The 18,783-nt window shown below is 61.9% G+C and carries 18 protein-coding genes; 11 read left to right on the forward strand and 7 right to left on the reverse strand.

The window, feature by feature from the left end; all coding sequences use genetic code 11:
- The first annotated feature begins 14 nt into the window (after positions 1–14).
- From DBR46_RS22750 to DBR46_RS22760, 3 genes are read left to right on the forward strand one after another with little or no spacing between them, the layout of a single operon-like run.
- Positions 15–548, forward strand: coding sequence for an MFS transporter (locus tag DBR46_RS22750; RefSeq protein WP_124528015.1), 534 nt, complete (start codon positions 15–17; stop codon positions 546–548).
- 21 nt (positions 549–569) lie between these two features.
- Positions 570–1,346, forward strand: a complete 777-nt coding sequence (locus tag DBR46_RS22755) for a class II glutamine amidotransferase (RefSeq protein WP_026136743.1) — start codon at positions 570–572, stop codon at positions 1,344–1,346.
- An 11-nt stretch (positions 1,347–1,357) separates the two neighbouring features.
- The gene (locus DBR46_RS22760; protein WP_124528016.1) at positions 1,358–1,900 is read left to right on the forward strand and encodes a DUF2937 family protein; all 543 of its coding nucleotides are present in this window, start codon (positions 1,358–1,360) and stop codon (positions 1,898–1,900) included.
- 111 nt (positions 1,901–2,011) lie between these two features.
- Here the strand turns inward: DBR46_RS22760 and DBR46_RS22765 are convergent, their stop codons facing one another.
- Positions 2,012–2,932, reverse strand: coding sequence for a LysR family transcriptional regulator (locus DBR46_RS22765; protein ID WP_124528017.1), 921 nt, complete (start codon positions 2,930–2,932; stop codon positions 2,012–2,014).
- A 175-nt stretch (positions 2,933–3,107) separates the two neighbouring features.
- Here DBR46_RS22765 and DBR46_RS22770 point away from each other — a divergent pair, with 175 nt between their 5' ends.
- From DBR46_RS22770 to DBR46_RS22780, 3 genes are read left to right on the forward strand one after another with little or no spacing between them, the layout of a single operon-like run.
- Positions 3,108–3,848 carry a 5-oxoprolinase subunit PxpA gene (locus DBR46_RS22770; RefSeq protein ID WP_124528018.1) on the forward strand — a complete coding sequence of 247 codons (741 nt, stop codon included), beginning with the start codon at positions 3,108–3,110 and terminating at the stop codon, positions 3,846–3,848.
- Complete coding sequence (gene pxpB, locus DBR46_RS22775; protein ID WP_124528019.1) at positions 3,845–4,549, forward strand: 5-oxoprolinase subunit PxpB; 705 nt, start codon at positions 3,845–3,847, stop codon at positions 4,547–4,549. The genes DBR46_RS22770 and pxpB overlap by 4 nt, the downstream gene beginning before the upstream one ends.
- On the forward strand, positions 4,546–5,454 hold the full coding sequence (locus tag DBR46_RS22780) for a biotin-dependent carboxyltransferase family protein (RefSeq protein ID WP_124528020.1): 909 nt from the start codon (positions 4,546–4,548) through the stop codon (positions 5,452–5,454). The genes pxpB and DBR46_RS22780 overlap by 4 nt, the downstream gene beginning before the upstream one ends.
- 150 nt (positions 5,455–5,604) lie before the next feature.
- On the opposite strand, the gene DBR46_RS22785 is transcribed toward DBR46_RS22780, so the two are convergent.
- From DBR46_RS22785 to DBR46_RS22795, 3 genes are all read right to left on the reverse strand, one after another.
- Positions 5,605–6,783, reverse strand: coding sequence for a VWA domain-containing protein (locus DBR46_RS22785; protein ID WP_017736274.1), 1,179 nt, complete (start codon positions 6,781–6,783; stop codon positions 5,605–5,607).
- Positions 6,783–7,628, reverse strand: coding sequence for a MoxR family ATPase (locus tag DBR46_RS22790; RefSeq protein ID WP_003210690.1), 846 nt, complete (start codon positions 7,626–7,628; stop codon positions 6,783–6,785). Before DBR46_RS22790 ends, DBR46_RS22785 begins: the two co-directional genes overlap by 1 nt.
- A 234-nt stretch (positions 7,629–7,862) precedes the next feature.
- The gene (locus tag DBR46_RS22795) at positions 7,863–8,939 is read right to left on the reverse strand and encodes a DUF748 domain-containing protein (RefSeq protein WP_124528021.1); all 1,077 of its coding nucleotides are present in this window, start codon (positions 8,937–8,939) and stop codon (positions 7,863–7,865) included.
- Between the two features lie 124 nt (positions 8,940–9,063).
- Between DBR46_RS22795 and cysK the strand changes: the two genes are divergently transcribed.
- Both cysK and DBR46_RS22805 read left to right on the forward strand, forming a co-directional pair.
- Positions 9,064–10,038 carry a cysteine synthase A gene (gene cysK / locus DBR46_RS22800; RefSeq protein WP_124528022.1) on the forward strand — a complete coding sequence of 325 codons (975 nt, stop codon included), beginning with the start codon at positions 9,064–9,066 and terminating at the stop codon, positions 10,036–10,038.
- A gap of 85 nt (positions 10,039–10,123) precedes the next feature.
- Positions 10,124–11,059, forward strand: a complete 936-nt coding sequence (locus DBR46_RS22805) for an aspartyl/asparaginyl beta-hydroxylase domain-containing protein (protein ID WP_124528023.1) — start codon at positions 10,124–10,126, stop codon at positions 11,057–11,059.
- 132 nt (positions 11,060–11,191) lie between these two features.
- On the opposite strand, the gene acnA is transcribed toward DBR46_RS22805, so the two are convergent.
- Entirely contained in the window at positions 11,192–13,933 is a 2,742-nt protein-coding gene (gene acnA, locus DBR46_RS22810) for an aconitate hydratase AcnA (RefSeq protein WP_124528024.1), read from the reverse strand.
- Between the two features lie 190 nt (positions 13,934–14,123).
- On the opposite strand from acnA, the gene rlmM reads away from it, so the two are divergent.
- Together rlmM and tusA are read left to right on the forward strand one after the other, a co-directional pair.
- On the forward strand, positions 14,124–15,200 hold the full coding sequence (gene rlmM, locus DBR46_RS22815) for a 23S rRNA (cytidine(2498)-2'-O)-methyltransferase RlmM (protein ID WP_124528025.1): 1,077 nt from the start codon (positions 14,124–14,126) through the stop codon (positions 15,198–15,200).
- 159 nt (positions 15,201–15,359) lie between these two features.
- Complete coding sequence (gene tusA, locus DBR46_RS22820; protein ID WP_017737323.1) at positions 15,360–15,611, forward strand: sulfurtransferase TusA; 252 nt, start codon at positions 15,360–15,362, stop codon at positions 15,609–15,611.
- On the opposite strand, the gene DBR46_RS22825 is transcribed toward tusA, so the two are convergent.
- On the reverse strand, positions 15,608–17,002 hold the full coding sequence (locus tag DBR46_RS22825) for an MATE family efflux transporter (RefSeq protein ID WP_124528026.1): 1,395 nt from the start codon (positions 17,000–17,002) through the stop codon (positions 15,608–15,610). The genes tusA and DBR46_RS22825 overlap by 4 nt on opposite strands.
- Before the next feature lie 281 nt (positions 17,003–17,283).
- Between DBR46_RS22825 and pdxB the strand changes: the two genes are divergently transcribed.
- A complete protein-coding gene (pdxB, locus tag DBR46_RS22830) occupies positions 17,284–18,426 on the forward strand; it encodes a 4-phosphoerythronate dehydrogenase PdxB (protein WP_124528027.1) in 1,143 nt (380 codons plus the stop codon).
- A 51-nt stretch (positions 18,427–18,477) separates the two neighbouring features.
- Here the strand turns inward: pdxB and DBR46_RS22835 are convergent, their stop codons facing one another.
- Positions 18,478–18,657, reverse strand: a complete 180-nt coding sequence (locus DBR46_RS22835; RefSeq protein WP_017737326.1) for a PA1571 family protein — start codon at positions 18,655–18,657, stop codon at positions 18,478–18,480.
- Between the last annotated feature and the right edge of the window lie 126 nt (positions 18,658–18,783).

The raw sequence follows: 18,783 nt of genomic DNA on the forward strand, positions 1-18,783 counted from the left end.
CTATCTGGCGGACGGTGGCAGGCTTTGCAGCCGCGACACGCAAAAGCCGTTATCATAGCCGCCTCTTTGCCAGCCTTGCCATGGACACCATGACCGAGAACGACTATCTGACCGCTTGGGGCCTCTACGCCTTCGCCGCTTTGGGCTGCCTGTTGGTGTGGTGGCGCATGACCCGCTGGATCTGGCGCTGGCTGCGCGAGCCGTTGCAATTGCTGATGGCCGTGTTGCTGTTCAGCCCGACCATCGTCGACCCGGTCAAGACCCAATTTGCGCCAGCCGTGGCCATCACCGCGCTGGACCTGGTGCTCAAGGTCGGCAACAACGCCTGGCGGGCCATTTCCGACTTGTTCATGTACACGATGATCGCCTTTGCCGTGTACCTGGTGATCGTGTTGATCCGCTGGCCCATCGAGCGCGGCGCCAAGGCCCGCCGCGAGCGCAAGGCCGCCGCCGATGCCGCCCTGGCCGCCGAGCCGGCCGATGATGATGACGAACCTTTCCGCCGCCCGGCACCTGTGAGCGGCATGCGCGTCGAACCGCGCCTTTAACGTTGTAGCGAGAGCCCTGGCATGTGTGAATTATTGGGCATGAGTGCCAACGTCCCCACCGACATCGTGTTCAGCTTTACCGGGCTGATGCAGCGCGGTGGCCGCACCGGCCCCCATCGCGACGGTTGGGGCATCGCCTTCTATGAAGGCCGTGGCCTGCGTCTGTTCCAGGACCCGGCGGCGAGCAGTGAGTCGGAAGTCGCGCTGCTGGTGCAGCGTTACCCCATCAAAAGTGAAGTGGTGATCGGCCATATCCGCCAGGCCAACGTGGGCAAGGTGTGCCTGTCCAACACCCACCCGTTCGTGCGTGAACTGTGGGGGCGCAACTGGTGTTTCGCCCACAACGGCCAGCTGGCGGACTTCAACCCCCGTGCCACGTTCTATCGGCCCGTGGGCGATACCGACAGCGAAGCGGCCTTCTGCGATCTGCTCAACCGCGTGCGCGAAGCCTTCCCCGAGCCGGTGGACATCGAGCAGGTGCTGCCGGACCTGATCGCCGCCTGCGCCGAATACCGCAGCAAGGGCGTGTTCAACTGCCTGCTCAGCGACGGCGACTGGCTGTTTTGCTATTGCTCGACCAAGTTGGCGCAAATCACCCGTCGCGCGCCGTTTGGCCCGGCGCGCTTGAAAGATGTCGACGTGATCGTCGATTTTCAGGCCGAAACCACGCCCAATGATGTGGTCACGGTGATCGCCACCGAGCCACTCACCGACAACGAAAACTGGACCCGCTACGAACCGGGCCAATGGAGCCTGTGGCGACGCGGTGAATGCGTCAGCCAGGGCATCACCGAGTAAGGATATCGACCATGTTGCTCAGCTATCTGCGGTTGGTGTTGTTTGCCATGGGTTTGTTGGTGGGCGTGCAAGTGCCGGGGTTTATCAACGACTACGCCAAGCGCGTCGAAGCCCACCTGATCGAGGCCCAGACCGGCTTGCGCGGGTTTGACGCGACCGCGCAGCAGTTCTTCAAGGGTGACCTGCAGGCCCTGGTCGCGCATTACCGCGCCAGTGATGACCCGGTGTTCCAGAGCGACGCCAACAGCCTGGGCGCGATGCTTGACCGCCAGGTGGCATTGGACAAGCAGTTCCAGGCGATGCAAGGACCGTGGTACATCCGCGCGCTGCAAGTGGCGGTGGCGGCTGACCCGGATATCCGCCAGGAGACCTGGAACGGCTACAGCTACCAGATCCTGCTGACGCCAGAGGCCATGGGCTGGGGGTTGGGTGGGGCGATGCTGTTGTCGTTCGGCTTGGAATGCCTGTTCCGCCTGATCGATTGGGTGGTGCTGGGCGGCAAGCGTTTGCGCCAGAGCCGGCCTATCGAAGAGCGTGACCTGAAAGGTTTGTAAGTCAAACACAGTTCAAAATGTGGGAGCTGGCTTGCCTGCGATAGCGGTGTATCAGCAGCAGATGTGCTAGCTGACCCACCGCCATCGCAGGCAAGCCAGCTCCCACAGTTTTTAATCCGGTTTTGTCAGTAGCATCCGCTCTGGGCCGACTTCTTCGGCATAGCGGGCCACCACCTTCTGGCACAACCCGACAATCTCCTCCACCAACTCCACTCCCACGCGCCACGACACCACCACCTGCAAGTTCGGCAGTTTCTGCGCCATCGGCAACATCACCAATTCCCCCCGCGCCAGCTCCTCCATCACCAGCACCGGCGGCAGCGCGCCGACCCCGAAGCCATCGCGCAACAAGCGGGTAATCGCCGACACCGAATTCACACAGTTCATCCGTGGCGCGGCCACGCCGTTGGCTTGCATCAGGCGCAGCACGTCCTGGTGTGGGTGGGAGTTTTTCGAGTAGGTGATGATGCGCTCCTGGGCCAGTTCGGCGAGGGACGCGTAGTCGCGGTGGTAGATCGATTGGCTGGCGACGATCCAGGCCATGGGGTGGCTGCACAGCTCCAGGCTGCGCACGGTTTCGAGGCGCAGCAGGTCGGTTTGCAGGATCAGGTCGAGGAAGCCTTTTTGCAGCTGATCGCTGAGGTTCAATGCGGTATCGGCGACCAATTCGATTTCCACCAGCGGGAAATGGTCCATCAGTTCCGCCACCAATGGGCTCAGCCAGGTGTGGATCACCGTGTCCATCGCCCCGATGCGGATGCGCCCGACCTTGCTGCTGGTGGTCTCCAGGGACTGCTTCAAGCCCTGCATGGTCACCATCATCTGCTCGGCGTAGTCGAGCACCTTCACGCCTTCCGGGGTCAGGCTCACGCCGCGTGAATCGCGCAGAAACAACTTCACCCCCAGCTCGCTTTCCAGCACCGCGATGCGGCTGGAGATCGAGGCCTGGGTGGTGAACAACTTCTCGGCGGTCAGGCGAAAGCTCTTGAGCTTGGCCACCCAGACGAAGGTTTCGAGGAACTTCAAATTCATGGGATCAACTTTTTCTTATGCATGGATCGGTTTTTATTAGTTGGACGCCGCACCGGGCCAGCGCCAAAAATCGAGCTATTCCACGATAAGCGTCGTGGGGGTGTCAGGACAAGTTGCGAGTTCTGTGTAAACAATCCCACACTACAAAAAAACAAAACCTACAGGAGCGACCACAGTGAGCCGCCTGCTACTGAATTGCGACATCGGCGAAAGCTTTGGCAACTGGACCATGGGTCTGGACGCCGAGGTCATGCCGTTCATCGATTGCGCCAACGTGGCCTGCGGCTTCCATGCCGGCGACCCGAGCATCATGCGCAAGACCGTCAGCTTGGCGCTCAAGCACGGCGTGCAAGTGGGCGCCCACCCCGCTTATCAGGATTTGCAAGGTTTCGGCCGCCGTTCCATGGCCTACACGCCGCAGGAAATCCAGGACCTGCTGCACTACCAGATCGGCGCCCTCGACGGCATCTGCCGGGCCCAGGGCGGGCGGGTGAGCTACGTCAAACCCCACGGCGCGATGTACAACGACATGATGGCCAACCCGACCCAATTGCGCGCCGTGATCCAGGCCATCGCGGCGTACGGCGATCTGCCGCTGATGTTGCTGGCGACTCGCGACAACAGCGCCGCGCAGGCCTTGGGCGATGAATATGGCGTCACCCTGTGGTTCGAAGCCTTCGCCGACCGTGCCTACGACAAAAACGGCCATCTGGTCTCGCGCCAGTTGCCCGGCGCTGTGCACCACGACGCCGACGTTATCGTCGGCCAAGCCCTGACCATTTCCCGTGGTGAGCTGCTGATCGCCAGCGACGGCAGCCCGCTGGTGTTGCAGGCCAACACCCTGTGCGTCCACGGCGACAACGCCAGCTCGGTCGCCGCCGTGCAGCGCATCCGCGAGGCATTGAAGAGCGCATGAAGCCACGCATTGAAGTAGTGGCCATCGACTGCCTGATGGTGCGTCTGTTTGATGCCATCGCCGAAGCCAACATGCCGTGGATGCTTGCCGCCACCCAGCGCTTGCGCGATGGCTTTGGCCCGGCGTTGGTGGACCTTGTACCGTCCTACACCACCTTGATGGTGCATTACGACCTCACCGCGTTGAGCCCGGCCCAGGCGCGGGCATTGATCGACCAAGCCCTGACCGACCTGCAACCACAGGCCCAGGGCAGCGGCCAGTGCCATGTGCTGCCGGTGTGGTACGACCTGAGTGTCGGCCCCGAGTTGACCTTGCTCAGCCAACGCAGCGGCTTGAGTGTCGATGCCGTGATCCGCCAGCACAGCGCCCATGAATACCAAGTGTTTGCCCTCGGCTTCGCCCCCGGTTTTGCCTTTATGGGGTTGGTGGATGAAATCCTTGCCACCCCGCGCCTGAGTACGCCGCGCAAACGCGTGGCGGCCGGCAGTGTTGGCATCGCCGAACGGCAAACCGCCGCCTATCCGGTGGTGTCGCCCGGCGGCTGGAACCTGATCGGCCGCACCCCGGCCAAGTTGTTCGACCGCGATCGCGACGGCTACAGCCTGATGCAACCCGGTGACACGGTGCGCTTCGAGTCCGTTGACCACGCCGAATTCATCAAGCTGGGTGGTGACGACACACCGTTGGAGGCGCACGCATGAGCCGCTTGATCATCGAGGCCAGCACACCGCTGTGCCTGCTGCAGGACGCCGGGCGCTTTGGCGTGCGCCACCTGGGCGTAACCCAGGGCGGCGCGCTGGATTGGGTGTCGATGTCCTGGGCCAACTGGCTGCTGGACAACCCGTTGGACGCGCCGGTGGTGGAGATCACTTTGGGCGGCTTCACCGTGCAGGCCGAGGAGTATTGCTTGTTGGCGTTGGCCGGCGCGGACCTGGGGGCGTACATCGACGAACGCGCCATCAGCCCCGGCCGCAGTTTTATCCTGCAAAAGGGCCAGCGTTTGCGTTTCACCCAGCCATTCAATGGCGCACGGGCCTACCTGGCGGCGCCGGGCGGGTTTGATGCGCCGGCTGTGCTGGGCAGTTGCGCCACGGTTGTGCGTGAGGAACTGGGCGGTGTGGACGGTTTTGGCAAGGCGTTGGTCGAAGGCGGGCGCCTGGCCTATTGCGGTGCCGGTGGTGCGATGAAAGTGCTGAACGATCCCAACCTGCCCGCCAAGGCCGCGCTGGACGTGATCGTCGGCGCGCAGATCGGCCAGTTCAGCGGGCAAAGTCTGTTTGATGCGTTCAACACCGAGTGGTCCCTCGACAGCCGCGCCGACCGCATGGGCATGCGTCTGCTGGGCACGCCGTTGCAGTACCAGGGGGCGTCGCTGATTTCCGAAGGGATTCCGTTGGGAGCGATCCAGGTGCCGCCGGATGGGCAGCCGATTGTGTTGCTCAATGATCGGCAGACGATAGGTGGTTACCCGCGCCTGGGCGCGCTGACGCCGTTGGCGCTGGCGCGGCTGGCGCAGTGTTTGCCGGGGGAGAAGGTGCGGTTGGCGCCAGTGGTGCAGGAGACTGCGCATCGGCAGCATATCGACTTCTTGCAGCGCTTTAAGTAACGCTGCAATCCGAAATGTGGGAGCGAGCTTGTGTGGGAGCGGGCTTGCTCGCGAAAGCGGTGGTTCAGTCGGCTTATCAGGTGGCTGACACACCGTATTCGCGAGCAAGCCCGCTCCCACACAAGCTCGCTCCCACATTTGGATCTCCATCTACTTGGAGAGAAAACGCATCCCTTCTTCCAACCCCCGCAACGTCAGCGGATACATCTGATCCTCCACCAACTCCCGCACAATCCCCGTCGACGCCGTATACCCCCAGGTGTCCTTCGGATACGGATTAATCCAGATCAGCTTCTTGTACTTGGCCATGAAGCGCTGCATCCACACGTACCCCGGCTCTTCATTCCAATGCTCGACGCTGCCGCCGGCCTGGGTAATCTCGTACGGCGCCATTGACGCATCGCCGATAAAGATCACTTTGTAATCCGCGCCGTACTTATGCAGCAGGTCCTGGGTGGACGTGCGTTCCGAGGTGCGGCGCTGGTTGTTCTTCCACACCGACTCGTACACGAAGTTATGGAAGTAGAAGTACTCCAGGTGCTTGAACTCGGTCTTGCACGCCGAGAACAGTTCTTCGCAGATTTTCACGTGGGCATCCATCGAGCCGCCGATGTCGAACAACAGCAGCAGCTTGATGGTGTTGCGCCGCTCCGGGCGCATCTGGATATTCAGCAAGCCGGCATCGCGGGCGGTGTGGTCGATGGTGCCGTCGATGTCCAGTTCTTCGGCCGCACCCTGGCGCGCGAATTTGCGCAGGCGGCGCAGGGCGATCTTGATGTTGCGCGTGCCCAGTTCCACTTGGTCGTCGAGGTTCTTGTACTCGCGCTGGTCCCAGACTTTCACCGCCTTGCCCTGGCGCTTGCCCGCGTCGCCGACGCGAATGCCCTCCGGGTTGTAGCCACCGGAACCGAACGGGCTGGTGCCGCCGGTGCCGATCCACTTGTTGCCACCGGCGTGGCGTTCTTTCTGTTCTTCCAGGCGCTTCTTGAATTCTTCGATCAGTTTGTCGAGGCCGCCGAGGGATTGGATTTGCGCGCGTTCTTCATCGCTCAATGAGCGTTCGAACTCCTTGCGCAGCCAGTCTTCGGGGATCAGTGCCTGCAGGTGGTCGTCGAGTTTTTCCAGGCCATTGAAATAGGCGCCGAAGGCCCGGTCGAACTTGTCGAAGTGCCGCTCGTCCTTGACCAGGATCGCCCGGGCCAAGTAGTAGAACTCGTCCATGTCGGCGAAGGTCACGCGCATTTTCAGCGCGTTGATAAGGTCCAGCAGCTCGCGCACCGACACCGGCACCTTGGCGGCGCGCATTTCATTGAACAGGTTGAGCAGCATCAGCGGTTACCGCGACGGCTCATGAACGCCAGACGCTCCAGCAACTGCACGTCTTGCTCGTTCTTAACCAAGGCACCGGCCAGCGGTGGGATGGCCTTGGTCGGGTCGCGTTCGCGCAGCACGGCTTCGCCGATATTGTCGGCCATCAGCAGCTTGAGCCAGTCCACCAGTTCGGAGGTGGACGGTTTTTTCTTCAGACCGGGCACCTTACGCACGTCGAAGAACACGTCCAGCGCTTCGCTGACCAGGTCCTTCTTGATGTCGGGGTAGTGCACATCGACGATCTTTTGCAGGGTGGTGCGGTCGGGGAAGGCGATGTAGTGGAAGAAGCAGCGGCGCAGGAACGCGTCCGGCAGTTCTTTTTCGTTGTTGGAGGTAATGATGATGATCGGGCGTTTCTTTGCCTTGATGGTCTCGTCGATTTCGTAGACGTAGAACTCCATCTTGTCGAGTTCTTGCAGCAGGTCGTTGGGGAACTCGATGTCGGCCTTGTCGATTTCATCGATCAGCAGGATCACCCGCTCCTCGGACTCGAAGGCTTCCCAGAGCTTGCCCTTTTTCAGGTAGTTGCGCACGTCGTGCACCTTGTCCACGCCCAGTTGCGAGTCGCGCAGGCGGCTGACCGCGTCGTACTCGTACAGGCCCTGGTGGGCCTTGGTGGTGGACTTGATGTGCCAGGTGATCAGCTTGGCGCCGAAGGATTCGGCCAGTTGCTCGGCGAGCATGGTCTTGCCGGTGCCGGGCTCGCCCTTGACCAGCAGCGGCCGCTCCAGGGTGATGGCGGCGTTGACGGCCAGTTTCAGGTCGTCGGTGGCAACGTAGGCCTGGGTGCCTTCGAACTTCATCGGTGTTTCCTCGCATTCATCAATGCCCGGACTATACCGCGCAGCCCCGGCGACTGTGAACGCAGACGGGTTATTCAGTCTCTGAATGGGCGGTCACGCCGAAATCTGAAGGTGTACGCGGGCTAATGTGGGAGCGGGCTTGCTCGCGAATACGGTGGATCAGTCAACAGATGTATTGCCTGAAACGCCGCCTTCGCGAGCAAGCCCGCTCCCACATTAGCCCGCGCTCGCCTTTTAGTCGGTGCTGGGTTTGGGTTGCTCATAGCGCGCATTGAACGCCTGGATAAAACCATTACGTAAAATCGCCAAAAAAGCCGAGAACGCGCTGACATCCTGCTGGTGCACGCTGCCACTCAGCTCCACTCGCGTGGCGAACTGGTTTTTCTGCTGGTTCTTCAGCACAGTCTCGCTGGCACCCACCACGGCTTCCCAGATCGAACGGAAGATGTTCTTGTCCTTGTTTTCCACGTCCTGCTGCCAATCGAACACTTCCACGTCCCGCAGCAGCGGCTTGATATAGCCGGTGAGTTGGCCTTTTTCCGCCTGGGCTTCTATCACCACGTCACCGGTGCCGGCCTTGAAGTCGAACTTGCCGTAGGCCGAGGCGAAAGCGTTCATGCGTTTAAGTTGCAAATCCTTGGCGCGGAAACGGAACTCGAAGTTTTCGAAATTGCTCAGCGGATCAAAGGTCGCGCTGGCTTCCAGCGGCGCCTGGCCTTGCAGCAGGGCCTTGCCTTCGAAGCGCGCATCACGCTTGCCTTTGACGTCGACGATGTTGGTCAGGTTGTAGAAGCTGGCGTTGACCGCGGTGGCGTCGATCTTCACCGGTGGTTTGGAGCTGAAGTTGTGGAAGGCAATCTTGCCGTCTTCGATGCGCACTTCGTCGAGGGTGATCGGTGCCAGTTTGCTCAGTTGCGCGCGCCAGTCGGTGCCTTTACCGGTTTGGGATGCCTGTTTGTTGGCGCCGCCATCGACGAAATTCACCTCAGGCCTGACAAAGCGCACCTTGGCCACCACCGCATGGTCGGCCCACAGCGCTGGCCAGCTGACTGACAAGTCGATCAACGGCGCCTTGAGCAGCGGCACTGGCACCTTGCCATCGACCTTGATGATCTCCAGGCCGTTGATCTTGTAGGCGCCGCGCCACAGGGCGACGTCCACGTCGCTGACCTGGCCACGGTAGTCGCCCATGTCGGCGAGCTTGTCATTCAAATAGTTGCGCACCAGATAGGGTAGCGCGAGGTCCAGGGCGACCAGCAGCACCACCAGCCCGGCAACGGTCCATAGCAGCCAGCTGTAGCGACGTTTCATTGGCATTCTCCATGTCTGTAGGAGATGGACTGTTGTGGGGCGCGCAACGTTCCTCGACTGGACGCGTTGCGACACGAGGCATACCCTTGGGGCCTTCCTGAATACCGCCCACATAGGACCCGTCATGAGCCGCATTTTTGCAGACAACGCGCACTCCATCGGTAACACGCCCCTGGTGCAGATCAACCGTATCGCCCCGCGTGGCGTGACCATCCTGGCCAAGATCGAAGGGCGTAACCCCGGTTACTCGGTGAAGTGCCGCATTGGCGCGAACATGATCTGGGACGCGGAAAGCACCGGCAAGCTCAAGCCGGGCATGACCATTGTCGAGCCGACGTCGGGCAACACCGGCATCGGCCTGGCGTTTGTCGCCGCCGCTCGTGGCTACAAGCTGCTGCTGACCATGCCGGCGTCCATGAGTATCGAGCGCCGCAAGGTACTCAAGGCCCTCGGCGCCGAACTGGTGCTGACCGAACCGGCCAAGGGCATGAAGGGCGCGATTGAAAAAGCCGCAGAAATCGTCGCCAGCGACCCGGCCCAATACTTTATGCCGGGCCAGTTCGAAAACCCGGCCAACCCGGCGATCCACGAAAAAACCACTGGCCCGGAAATCTGGAACGACACCGATGGCGCCGTGGATGTGCTGGTGGCCGGCGTGGGCACCGGTGGCACCATCACCGGCGTGTCGCGCTACATCAAGAACATCGCGGGCAAGCAGATCCTGTCGGTGGCCGTGGAGCCGATTGTGTCGCCGGTGATCACCCAGGCGCTGGCCGGTGAAGAAATCAAGCCGAGCCCGCACAAGATCCAGGGCATCGGCGCCGGTTTCGTCCCGAAAAACCTCGACCTGTCGATGGTGGACCGCGTGGAGCTGGCCAGTGATGAAGAGTCCAAGGCCATGGCCCTGCGCCTGATGCAGGAAGAGGGGATTCTGTGCGGTATCTCCTGCGGTGCGGCGATGGCCGTGGCCGTACGCCTGGCGCAAAAACCGGAGATGCAGGGCAAGACCATCGTGGTGATCCTGCCGGACTCCGGTGAGCGTTACCTGTCGAGCATGCTGTTCAGCGATCTGTTTACCGATCAGGAAAACCAGGCTTGATGTGTGTCAGCGCCGGTACCTTGGGCCTTCTGCATAATGGCCCAAGTGTTTATGATGCCCGGCGCATTTTTCCAGGAGTTGCTGCATGACCTTTTCTTTGGCCGCCAAACTGTCGGTGTTGCTGTTATTTATCGGCAGCACGCTGTACGTGCACCTGCGTGGCAAGGCCCGCCTGCCGCTGTTGCGCCAGTTCGTCAACCATTCGGCGCTGTTCGCTCCGTATAACGCCTTGATGTACTTGTTCTCGGCCGTGCCGTCCAAACCGTACCTGGACCGCAGCAAGTTCCCGGAACTGGATGTGCTCAAGGACAACTGGGAAGTGATCCGCGAAGAGGCCATGCACCTGTTCGACGAGGGTTACATCCGTGCCGCCGAAAAGAACAACGACGCCGGTTTCGGTTCGTTCTTCAAGAAGGGTTGGAAGCGTTTCTACCTCAAGTGGTACGACAAGCCACTGCCCTCGGCCGAGGCGCTCTGCCCGAAAACCGTGGCGCTGGTGAGCAGCATTCCCAACGTCAAGGGCGCGATGTTCGCGCTGTTGCCGGGCGGCAGCCACCTCAACCCGCACCGTGATCCGTTTGCCGGTTCGTTGCGCTATCACCTGGGCTTGTCCACGCCGAACTCCGACGCCTGCCGCATCTTTGTCGACGGCCAGGAGTACGCCTGGCGTGATGGCGACGACGTGATGTTCGACGAAACCTACGTGCACTGGGTGAAGAACGAGACTGAAACGACCCGCGTGATCCTGTTCTGCGACATCGAACGGCCGCTGAGCAATGGCTTCATGACCCGCGTCAACCGTTGGGTCAGCAAGCAACTGGGCCGCGCCACGGCGCCGCAGAACCTGGATGACGAGCGCGTCGGCGGGATCAACCAGGCGTATGCCTGGAGCAAGACCTTCAGCGACAAGTTCAGTGGTGTGGTGAAGCAGTGGAAGCGCAAGCATCCCAAGGCTTACCGGATTGCGCGGCCGGTGTTGGCTGTGGTGGTATTGCTGCTGCTCTGGAAGTGGTTGTTCTGATCTGAATTTGTGAATATGGTCCAAATGTGGGAGCGGGCTTGCTCGCGAATGCGGTGGATCAGTCGAAATATCTGTGACTGACATACCGCATTCGCGAGCAAGCCCGCTCCCACATTTGATCTCCACTGCTCTTTAGCTGGCGATCAGCTGGCGCAGGACGTAGTGCAAGATGCCCCCCGCCTTGAAGTATTCCACTTCGTTAAGCGTATCAATCCGACACAACACCTCAACCTTCTCGCTGCTGCCATCTTCCCGCGTAATCACCAGCGTCAGGTTCATCCGCGGTACGATCTCCGCACCCGTCAGCCCGAGAATATCGATCTGCTCCTTGCCGCTGAGCTTAAGCGTCTTGCGGTTCTGATCCAGCTTGAACTGCAACGGCAGCACGCCCATGCCCACCAGGTTGGAACGGTGGATGCGCTCGAAACTCTCGGCAATCACCGCCTTCACCCCCAGCAGGTTCGTACCCTTGGCCGCCCAGTCGCGGCTTGAGCCCGTGCCGTATTCCTGCCCCGCGATCACCACCAAGGGCGTACCCGCCGCCTGGTACTGCATCGACGCGTCGTAGATCGCCATTTTCTCGCCGGTAGGGATATACAGTGTGTTGCCGCCTTCCTCACCGCCGAGCATTTCGTTACGGATGCGGATGTTGGCAAAGGTGCCGCGCATCATCACTTCATGGTTGCCCCGGCGTGAGCCGTAGGAGTTGAAGTCACGCGGCTCCACGCCTTGCTCGCGCAGGTAACGCCCGGCCGGGCTGTCGGCCTTGATGTTGCCAGCGGGGGAGATGTGGTCGGTGGTCACCGAATCGCCCAGCAGGGCCAGCACGTTGGCGCCCTGGACGTCCTTGATGACCGGCAAAGGCCCGGCAATATCATCGAAGAACGGCGGATGCTGGATGTAGGTCGAGTCCTTCTGCCACACGTAAGTCGCGGCCTGTGGCACTTCAATGGCTTGCCACTGCGCATCACCGGCAAACACCTCGGCGTATTCCTTGTGGAACATACCGGTGCTGACCTGAGCCACCGCGTCGGCAATCTCCTTGCTGCTTGGCCAGATGTCTTTCAGGTACACCGGCTTGCCGTCCTTGTCGTTGCCCAGCGGCTCGCTGCTGATGTCGATGCGCACGGTGCCGGCCAACGCGTAGGCGACCACCAGCGGCGGCGAGGCCAGCCAGTTGGTTTTCACCAGCGGGTGCACGCGGCCTTCGAAGTTGCGGTTGCCGGATAACACCGAGGCCACAGCCAGGTCGGCTTTCTGGATGGCTTTTTCAATCGGCTCGGGCAGCGGGCCGGAGTTGCCGATGCAGGTGGTGCAGCCATAACCCACCAGGTCGAAGCCGAGCTTGTCGAGGTATTGGGTCAGGCCCGCAGCCTTGTAGTAGTCGGTGACCACTTTGGAACCCGGCGCCAGGGAAGTCTTGACCCAGGGTTTGCGTGTGAGGCCCTTTTCCACGGCCTTTTTCGCCACCAGCCCGGCCGCCATCATCACGCTCGGGTTGGAAGTGTTGGTGCACGAAGTGATCGCGGCGATGACCACGGCGCCGTTTTTCAGGCGATAGGTCTGGCCTTCGTAGTCGTAATCGGCCTCACCCACCAAATCGGCATTGCCTACAGCAACACCGCCACCGCCTTCGCTTTCCAGGCGCCCGACCTCTTTGTTGGCCGGTTTGAATTGCAGGTCGAGGAAGTCGCTGAACGCTTGGCCGACATTCGGCAGCGAGACCCGGTCCTGCGGGCGTTTCGGCCCGGCCAGGCTGGCTTCGACGCTGCCCATGTCGAGGGCCAGGCTGTCGGTGAAAACCGGTTCCTGGCCGGCGTTGCGCCATAGGCCCTGGGCCTTGGTGTAGGCCTCCACCAGTTTGACGGTGGCTGACGGACGGCCCGACAGGCGCAGGTAGTCCAGCGTCACTTCATCCACTGGGAAGAAGCCACACGTAGCGCCGTATTCCGGGGCCATGTTGGCGATGGTGGCGCGGTCGGCCAACGGCAGGTCGGCCAGGCCGTCGCCATAGAACTCGACGAATTTGCCCACCACGCCTTTCTTGCGCAGCATCTGCGTTACCGTCAGCACCAGGTCGGTGGCGGTGATGCCTTCCTTCAGTTTGCCGGTGAGCTTGAAGCCAATGACTTCCGGGATCAGCATCGACACCGGCTGACCGAGCATTGCCGCTTCCGCTTCGATGCCGCCCACGCCCCAGCCGAGTACGCCGAGGCCGTTGATCATGGTGGTGTGGGAGTCGGTGCCCACCAGTGTGTCGGGGAACGCGTAGGTGCGGCCGTCCTCCTCCTTGGTCCACACGGTGCGGCCGAGGTATTCGAGGTTGACCTGATGGCAGATGCCGGTGCCCGGCGGCACCACGCTGAAGTTGTCGAAGGCGCTCTGGCCCCAGCGCAGGAAGGCGTAGCGTTCGCCGTTGCGCTGCATTTCGATATCGACGTTCTGTTCGAACGCGTCGGCGTTGCCGAATTTGTCGACCATCACCGAGTGGTCGATCACCAGGTCCACCGGCGACAGCGGGTTGATGCGCTGCGGGTCGCCACCGGCCTTGGCCACGGCGGCGCGCATGGCAGCCAGGTCGACCACGGCGGGGACGCCGGTAAAGTCTTGCATCAATACCCGGGCGGGGCGGTACTGGATCTCGCGATCGGACTGGCGCTCCTTGAGCCAGGCAGCGATGGCCTTGAGGTCGGCGCCGGTGACGGTTTTGTCGTCCTCCCAGCGCAGCAGGTTTTCCAGCAGCACCTTGAGCGACATCGGCAGCTTATCCAGGTCGCCCAGGCGCTTGGCGGCTTCGGGCAGGCTGAAGTAGTGGTAGGTCTTGTTGTCTATTTCCAGGGTTTTAAGGGTTTTCAGGCTATCAAGCGATGACATGACGCGACTCCTTATGATCCGCACGGCTACGGACCTGACGGGACGGACAGAGCTTTAAAGCTAGCCCTGTTTTCATTAGCAGGCTAATAACTGGACTCTATGGTTAAGTCCAAGGTTCCGAACTCAGTTATCATGCGCGCGTTTTCATGACAGGCCTTGCGCTACAGCAAGCCAGTTGCCAGGAGAGTTGATGAACACCCTTTTTATGCACTGCCGCCCGGGTTTTGAAGGCGAAGTCTGTTCCGAGATCGCGGAACACGCCGCGCGCCTGAACGTTTCCGGCTACGCCAAGGCCAAGACCGGCAGCGCCTGCGCCGAATTTGTCTGCACCGAAGAAGACGGCGCCCAGCGCCTGATGCACGGCCAGCGTTTTGCCGAGCTGATCTTCCCGCGGCAGTGGGCGCGCGGGGTTTTCATCGACCTGCCGGAAACCGACCGCATCAGCGTGATCCTCGCCCACCTGCGCGAATTCCCGGTGTGCGGCAGCCTGTGGCTGGAGATGGTCGATACCAATGACGGCAAAGAGCTGTCTAACTTTTGCAAGAAGTTCGAAGTGCACCTGCGCAAGGCGTTGCTCAACGCCGGCAAGCTGGTGGACGACCCCAGCAAGCCGCGCCTGCTGCTGACCTTCAAGAGCGGCCGCGAAGTGTTCATGGGCCTGGCCGAGTCGAACAACTCGGCGATGTGGCCGATGGGCATCCCGCGCCTCAAATTTCCGCGTGACGCGCCAAGCCGTTCGACCCTCAAGCTGGAAGAAGCCTGGCACCACTTCATCCCCCGCGACCAGTGGGACGAGCGCCTGCACGGCGACATGACCGGCGTCGACCTCGGCGCCGCGCCGGGCGGTTGGACCTGGCAACTGGTCAACCGTGGCATGCTGGTGACCGCCATCGACAACGGCCCCATGGCCGAAAGCCTGATGGACACCGGCCTGGTGCAACACTTGATGGCCGACGGTTTCACCTTCGTGCCCAAGCAGCCGGTGGACTGGATGGTGTGTGACATCGTCGAGAAACCTGCGCGCAACGCGGCGTTGCTGGAAACCTGGATTGGCGAGGGGCATTGCCGTGAGGCGGTGGTGAACCTGAAGCTGCCGATGAAGCAGCGTTATGCTGAAGTGAAGCGTTTGCTGGAACGCATTGAAGAAGGCTTCAAGGCGCGCGGCATTCGGGTGGAGATTGGCTGTAAGCAGCTTTACCACGACCGCGAGGAAGTGACGTGCCACCTGCGTCGCCTGGAAACCGCCAAGAAGCCCAAGAACCGCTGAATACTTGAAATGACCACAAAACCCCTGTGGGAGCGGGCTTGCTCGCGAAAGCGGTGGTTCAGTCAAATCATCAGTGACTGGTAAACCGCATTCGCGAGCAAGCCCGCTCCCACACAAGCCCGCTCCCACACAAGAGCGGGCCGTTTTCAGGAGTGAGATATGAGCCAATCCCAGGATCTGCCGGTCGACGGCATCCTCGACGCCACCGGCCTCAACTGCCCCGAGCCGGTGATGATGCTGCACCAGCACATCCGCGACCTGCCGCCCGGTGGCTTGCTCAAGGTGATCGCGACCGATCCGTCGACCCGTCGCGATATCCCCAAGTTCTGCGTGTTCCTTGACCACGAGCTGGTGGATCAGCAGGAACAGGCCGGTACGTACCTGTACTGGATCCGCAAGAAGTCCGCTTAACCCACGGCCTTGGCCGCGCGAATGCGTCGGCGTGCACTGCGCGCCAGGCGCACCAGCAACATCCCCGCCGCACAGCTCAGGCCGACGATCAGGCCCTGCCACAAACCGCTCGGGCCGCTTGCTGCGCCGAGCCAGTCGGTGAGCCCCAGCGCATAGCCGACCGGCAGCCCGACGCCCCAATAGGCAAACAGCGTCAGCACCATGGTCACCCGGGTGTCCTGGTAGCCGCGCAGTGCGCCGGCAGCCGTGACCTGGATCGAGTCGGAAAACTGGAACAGCGCGGAAAATACGATCAGCGTCGATGCCAGGTGAATCACGATCGGGTCCGGGGTATAGATCGCCGCAATCTGCTCGCGAAACACCAGCATCAGGCTGCACGACAGGCAGGCGTAGGCCACCGCGGTGCCCATGCCGACCCCGGCGGCAAAGCGTGCCTCACGCGGCTCGCCGCGCCCGAGGGCCTGGCCGACGCGCACGGTGACGGCCATGCTCAGGGAGTAGGGGATCATGAACACCAGCGAGCTGACGTTCAGGGCGATTTGATGGCCGGACACCACGGTGGCCCCGAGGCTGCCCAATAGCAGCGCAATCACCGCAAAAATGCTCGATTCGGCAAAGATCGCGATGCCAATCGGCAGACCGATGCCCAGTACACGCTTGATCACCGCCCATTGCGGCCAGTCGAAGCGCTTGAACAGTTCGCTGCTCTGGTAGGCCGGCCCGAAACGTGTCCATACGGCCAGGCCAATCGCCATCGCCCACATCGAAATGGCCGTGGCCCAGCCGCAGCCTACGCCGCCCATGGCCGGCAGGCCGAGGTGACCGTAGATGAAGATGTAGTTCATCGGAATATTCAGCGCCAGGCCGAACAGCCCCATGACCATGCTCGGCCGCGTGCGCCCCAGGCCATCGCTGAAACAGCGCAGCACGTAGTACAGCGCGATGGCCGGCATGCCAGCGGCGATACCGTGCAGGTAGCCCATGGACGGCGCGATCAGGTCGGCTTCGACCTTCATGGCGTGCAGGATCGGTTCGGCGCACAACAGCAACAGCGCCCCCATGATCCCGACTACGACTGCCAGCCACAGCGACTGACGTACCAACGGTCCGATCTCGCTGAAGTGGCCGGCGCCGAAACGCTGGGCGACTTTGGGCGTAGTGGCCAGCAGCGTGCCGCTCATCAGCAAGTACACCGGAATCCAGATCGAATTGCCCAGGCCCACCGCCGCCAAATCCTGCGGGCTGACACGCCCGGCCATCACCGCATCGACAAAGCTCATCGCGGTCGTGGCCAACTGGCCGATCATGATCGGCAGGGCGAGCGTCAGCAGGTCGCGCACTTCCCGGCTGATGCGGGCGGGGCGGGTGAGGGCGGCGGTGGCAGTGTTCACGTACGGGTGTCCAGGAGTAAAGGGAGGCGCAAGGACGGCGGATTCTACGCCTTGACATGATGGTCAGGAAAAATCCTGTGTTAGCGATTTGTAAGCGCTGTCTCAAACACCACAAATCCCCTGTGTGAGCGGGCTTGTGTGGGAGCGGGCTTGCTCGCGAATGCGGTGGGTCAGTAACAAATCAGTCGCCTGACACGCCGCCTTCGCGAGCAAGCCCGCTCCCACACAAGCCCTCCCACATGGGATGTGTGTACACTGCGGGTCCGCGAAAGGAGCCTGCCATGTTGATTGTTGCCGACGAAAATATTCCGCTGCTCGACGCCTTCTTCGAAGGGTTTGGCGAGATCCGCCGCGTGCCCGGCCGTGCCATCGACCGCGCCACGGTCGAGCAGGCCGATGTGCTGCTGGTGCGTTCGGTGACCAACGTCAACCGCGCGCTCTTGGAAGGCACGTCGGTTAAGTTTGTCGGCACCTGCACCATCGGCACCGATCACCTGGACCTGGATTACTTCAAGCAGGCCGGCATCCAGTGGTCCAGCGCCCCCGGCTGCAATGCGCGGGGCGTGGTGGACTACGTGCTGGGCAGCCTGCAGACCCTGGCCGAGATCGAAGGCGCCGACCTCAATCAGCGCACTTACGGCATTGTCGGTGCTGGCGAAGTCGGCGGGCGGCTGGTCAAGGTGCTCAAGGGCCTGGGCTGGAACGTGCTGGTGTGTGATCCGCCCCGGCAGAGCGCCGAAGGGGGCGATTACGTCAGCCTGGAGCAGATCATCGAGCAGTGTGATGTGATCAGCCTGCACACGCCGCTGACCAAGTCCGGCAAGGGCTCCACCTGGCACCTGTTCGACCGCCAGCGCCTTGATCAACTCAAGCCCGGCACCTGGCTGATCAACGCCAGCCGTGGCCCGGTGGTGGACAACGCGGCCCTGCGCGAGGTGTTGCTGGAGCGCGAAGACCTGCAAGCGGTGCTCGATGTGTGGGAGGGCGAGCCTGCGGTGGATGTCGATCTGGCTGACCTGTGCGTGCTGGCCACGCCCCATATCGCCGGTTACAGCCTGGAAGGTCGCCAGCGCGGCACGGCGCAGATCTACCAGGCGTTCTGTGCACATCTGGGGCAGGAACCGAGCATTCAACTGAGTGACCTGCTGCCGCCGTTGTGGCTGGCCGAGGTGCATCTGAATGCCGAAACCGATCCGGCCTGGGCGCTGGCGACCTTGTGCCGCAGTGTGTACGACCCACGCCGCGATGATGCGGATTTCCGCCGCAGCCTTGTAGGTACCGTGGAAGAGCAGCGCAAGGCTTTTGACCTGCTGCGCAAGCATTACCCGGCACGCCGCGAGATCGATGGCTTGAAGGTGCGTATCAATGGGGAGTCTGCAGCGCTGGCAAGTATCGTGTCGGCATTGGGCGCGACGGTCATTTAATCCCATAAAAAACCCGGCCACCTGGGCCGGGTCAGAAAGAGCTTGGGCGCTTCAGCCTTGCTTGGCAGGCGTGACCAGTCGCTGTTCCAGCTCGCGGCACGCTTGCTGGATCATGTCTTCGGTAATCGGCACTTCGCGGCCTTGGGCGTCGATGATCGAGCAACCCAGGTTGGCCTGATGCGCTGTGCGGACGACTTCTACTTTGTCAGTGCTGCTAGTGTGCAAGGTCATGGCCTGTCTCCTCATCAGGTTGTGTACCTACTCTAATTCCCCCGCGTGACCGCGCTGTTACAACTCCTTGCAAGATCACCGGTTCGAACCCTCAGTCCACCAGAAACCGCTACAAATTTCCAGCCG

Origin of the sequence: Pseudomonas sp. KBW05, from assembly GCF_003852405.1 — a bacterium.
GTDB lineage: Bacteria > Pseudomonadota > Gammaproteobacteria > Pseudomonadales > Pseudomonadaceae > Aquipseudomonas.